This is a genomic window from Halorubrum sp. SD612, from assembly GCF_002135005.1.
On sequence record NZ_NEWI01000211.1, the window covers coordinates 1 to 3,721 of the forward strand.

Below are 3,721 nucleotides of genomic sequence, written 5' to 3' on the forward strand. Positions count from 1 at the left end.
CGAGGCGGAGGCGGCGTAGCGGGCGGTGTACGGCCCGGACTGCGGGCCGATCGAGGAGGGAACGCGATGAGCCGCTACGGACCGACTGCCGGCGGCGACGGACGGACGATCGGCGGTGGGGTCGCGGGCGGCCGAGCGGCGGCCGACGGCCGGCTCGGGTGGCTGGTCGATCCCCGCCTCCTGGCGGTCGCGGCCGGGAGCCTCGCCCTCGTCGTCCTCGCGGGGCTCGTTCAGGTGAGCTTCGGGGCGTACTCGATGACGGTGGGGCAGGCGTGGCGAGCGGTCCTCGACCCCGCGGTGCTGCTCGACCCGCGGTGGCTGCTCAACTTCCTCGCCGGCGAGGAGCTCATGCGGGCGATCACGGGGTTCCGGGGCGAGCTGCCGGAGCTCGGGCGCGAGACGCTCGTCGTCTGGAGCATCCGCCTGCCGCGGGTCCTCGTCGGCGTCATCGTCGGGATGAACCTCGCCGTCTCCGGAGCCATCTTCCAGGCGGTGACGCGGAACGAACTGGCGAGCCCGTTCATCCTCGGCGTCTCCTCCGGGGCGGGGCTGATGATCCTCCTCACGCTCGTCGTCTTCGGCGGGCTCTCGGCGTTCCTCCCGGTCATCGCGGCGCTGGGCGGCGCGGTCGCGTTCCTGATCGTGTACGCCATCGCGTGGAAGAACGGGACGAGTCCGGTCCGACTCGTCCTCGCTGGCGTCATCGTCGGCACCGTCTTCAGCAGCCTCCAGACGGGGCTGTTCTTCTTCGCCGACGACATCGGCGTCGTCCAGTCGGCGATCCAGTGGACGACCGGATCGCTGACGGGGACCGACTGGGAGCAGGTGCGGATGGCCCTCCCGTGGACGCTCGTCGCGCTCACGCTGTCGCTCGCGGGCTCGCGGCAGCTGAACCTCCTCCTCCTCGGCGAACAGACGGCGAAGTCGCTGGGGATGTCGATCGAGCGAGTGCGGTTCGGACTCTCCGGCGTCGCCGTGCTGGCGGCGGCCGCCAGCATCGCGGTGGCGGGCATCGTCAGCTTCGTCGGGCTCATCGTCCCCCACGTGGTCCGGAACCTCGTCGGCAGCGACTACAAGCGCGTGATCGTCGGCTGCCTGTTCGTCGGCCCGGCGCTGATGGTCGGCGCCGACGCGGGGGCGCGGCTCGGCATGAGCGTGGTGACCGGTGCGGACTCGCAGATCCCGGTGGGGATCGTCACCGGACTGGTCGGCGGGCCGTACTTCCTGTACCTGATGCGGCGACGACAGAACGTGGGTGACCTCTGAATGTCCATCGAACGCGCGAACGCGACGGAGCGGGACGAATCGGACGACCCGAACGAGACCGAGGGACGGCACGGAACCGACGCCGCGGACTCCGACGCGAGCGACCTCGACGGCGAGGACCTCGTGCTGGGCTATCCGACGGCCCCCGAACCCGTGATCGACGGCGAGTCGATCGCGGCCGAACCCGGCGCGGTGACGGCGCTCGTCGGTCCGAACGGCTCGGGGAAGAGCACCCTCCTGAAGGGGCTCGCGAACCAGCTCGCGCCGGAGGACGGCTCCGTGCTGCTCGACGGCCGAGACGTCCACTCGATGGAGACGAAGGCGCTCGCCCGGAAGCTCGGGCTGCTCTCACAGGAGAGCACGTCGCCGGACAGCATCACCGTCGAGGACCTGGTGTACCACGGGCGCTACCCGCACCGCGGGTTCTTCGAGCGGACGACGGAGGCGGACGCCCGCGCGGTCGAGCGCGCGATCGAACTGGCGGGCTGTGGCCACCTCCGGGACCGCGAGGTCGGGAGCCTGAGCGGCGGGCAAAAGCAGTTGGCCTGGATCGCGCTGGTGTTGGCACAGGACACCGACGTGCTCCTGCTCGACGAGCCGACGACGTTCCTCGATTTACACCACCAGATGGAGGTGATGGAGATAATCGAGACGCTGCGTTCGGAGAGCGAGGTCACCGTCGTCGTCGTGCTCCACGACATCGAACAGGCCGCCCGCCTCGCCGACCGGATGGTCGCGCTCAAGGACGGCGAGATCCGAGCGCGCGGCCCCCCGGAGGAGGTCGTCACGGAGGACCTGCTCTCGGAGGTGTTCCGCGTCGACGCCGACGTCGTCGACACCGACCGCGGTCCCCGGGTCACGCCGCTGCGAGCCAGACACGAGGAGTGAGCCGACTCGTCGTCCCGGAGCGCCTCGGGTCGCCGCCCACTAGTTTAGGTGGGCCTAAAGATCGGAGCGGTTAAGTTGTTTTAGGCTAGCCAAAAAATATGCCCAACGACGAAGCATCCCCGGAGTCGACTCGCAGAGCGTTCGCGAAGTACGGCGGCGCGGTCGCCCTCGGCGGCCTCCTCGCCGGTTGTACCGGCGGCACCGAGTCCGACTCGCCCGCCGGCGACGCGGACGGCTCCGGGTCGACCGACGACGGCTCGGCCGGATCGTCGGACGAGTCGGACGACGCCGGCGACGGGAGCTACACGGCGTCCATCTCGCCGACGGGCGAGGTGACGTTCGAGTCGCCGCCGGAGACGGTGTTCACGCGGCTCACCCACCACGCGGGCATGGCGTTCGCGCTGGGGCGGGGAGACGACGTCACCGCGCTCCACGCGCCGGACTACTACGACGGGCTCTGGAACCAGTTCGTCGAGCGGCTCCCGGGCGTCTCGCTCGACTGGTCGAGCCTGTACTCCTCGTGGCAGCCGGACAAAGAGAAGCTGTACGAACTCGACAGCGACCTCCACCTCGCGGACCCGGCGTGGATCACCCGGCAGGACGCGTGGAGCCGAGAGGACATCGACGAGATCGCCGAGCGCGTCTCGCCGTGGTTCGGCAACTCGCTGTCCGACCGCCGTCAGGAGCCGACGGGCGAGTGGGCCGACGGCTACCAGTACTACGGTCTGTGGGAGCAGTTCGAGATCGTCGCCGAGGCGTTCCGGGAGCGCGAGCGCTACGAGGCGCTCGCCGAGGTCCGAGACGGACTCCTCTCGACTATCGAGGACGGCCTCCCGCCGGAGTCGGAGCGCCCGACCGCGATCATGGTCGCCGCCGCCGACATCGAGCAGATCTACGCGTACACGCTGAGCAACCCCGGATTCCTCACGTCGCACACGCGTCCGCTCGGGCCGCGCGACGCCTTCGAGGGGAGCGTCGACTCCGGCACGGTCGTCGACTTCGAGACGATACTCGAGGCCGACCCCGACGTCATCCTCTACCTCGGCGGCTTCGAACCGGGAACGGACATGGCCGGCCGGCGGGCCGCCTTCGAGGAGGACCCGGTCGGCTCGGAGGTCACCGCGGTGAAAAACGACCGCATCCACCCGCAGGGCGCCCGATATCAGGGACCGATCCTCAACCTCTTTCAGCTGGAGATGACGGCGAAGCAGCTGTATCCCGAGGAGTTCGGCGCGTGGCCCCGCTACGAGGAGGGTCCGTACCCGGAGATCCCGGAGGACGAGCAACTGTTCGACCGCGAGCGGGTCGCGGACGTCATCAACGGGGGCCCGTAGATGCGCGCCCGCGAGTGGACCGTCGCGGCGACGTACGGCGACCCGACCGACTACGACGTGCCCGCGCTGCCGACGTGGCGCGTCGAGCGCGGCGGGAACGGCGACCTCGCGTTCGCGGCGACCGACCGCGACGAGCCGTTCATCGCCGCGGAGCGGCCGGTCCGAGTTCGCCGATGACCGCGGGATCGTCGGCCGCTCCGGCGCGCCCGATCGACGCCTCGGCCCGCTCGGGT

The 3,721-nt window shown here is 70.5% G+C and carries 4 protein-coding genes; all 4 read left to right on the forward strand.

The window, feature by feature from the left end:
• Nucleotides 1-66: 66 nt before the first annotated feature.
• The 4 genes from B9G38_RS15205 to B9G38_RS18385 all read left to right on the forward strand — a co-directional run bounded on the left by B9G38_RS15205 (nt 67) and on the right by B9G38_RS18385 (nt 3,665).
• Entirely contained in the window at nt 67-1,266 is a 1,200-nt protein-coding gene (locus tag B9G38_RS15205; protein WP_233127235.1) for an iron ABC transporter permease, read from the forward strand.
• Complete coding sequence (locus B9G38_RS15210; RefSeq protein WP_086220937.1) at nt 1,267-2,154, forward strand: ABC transporter ATP-binding protein; 888 nt, start codon at nt 1,267-1,269, stop codon at nt 2,152-2,154. It abuts the gene before it with no gap.
• Nucleotides 2,155-2,252: 98 nt separating this feature from the next.
• Nucleotides 2,253-3,488 carry an ABC transporter substrate-binding protein gene (locus B9G38_RS15215; protein WP_086220938.1) on the forward strand — a complete coding sequence of 412 codons (1,236 nt, stop codon included), beginning with the start codon at nt 2,253-2,255 and terminating at the stop codon, nt 3,486-3,488.
• A complete protein-coding gene (locus tag B9G38_RS18385) occupies nt 3,489-3,665 on the forward strand; it encodes a hypothetical protein (protein WP_198945714.1) in 177 nt (58 codons plus the stop codon).
• Nucleotides 3,666-3,721: the final 56 nt, after the last annotated feature.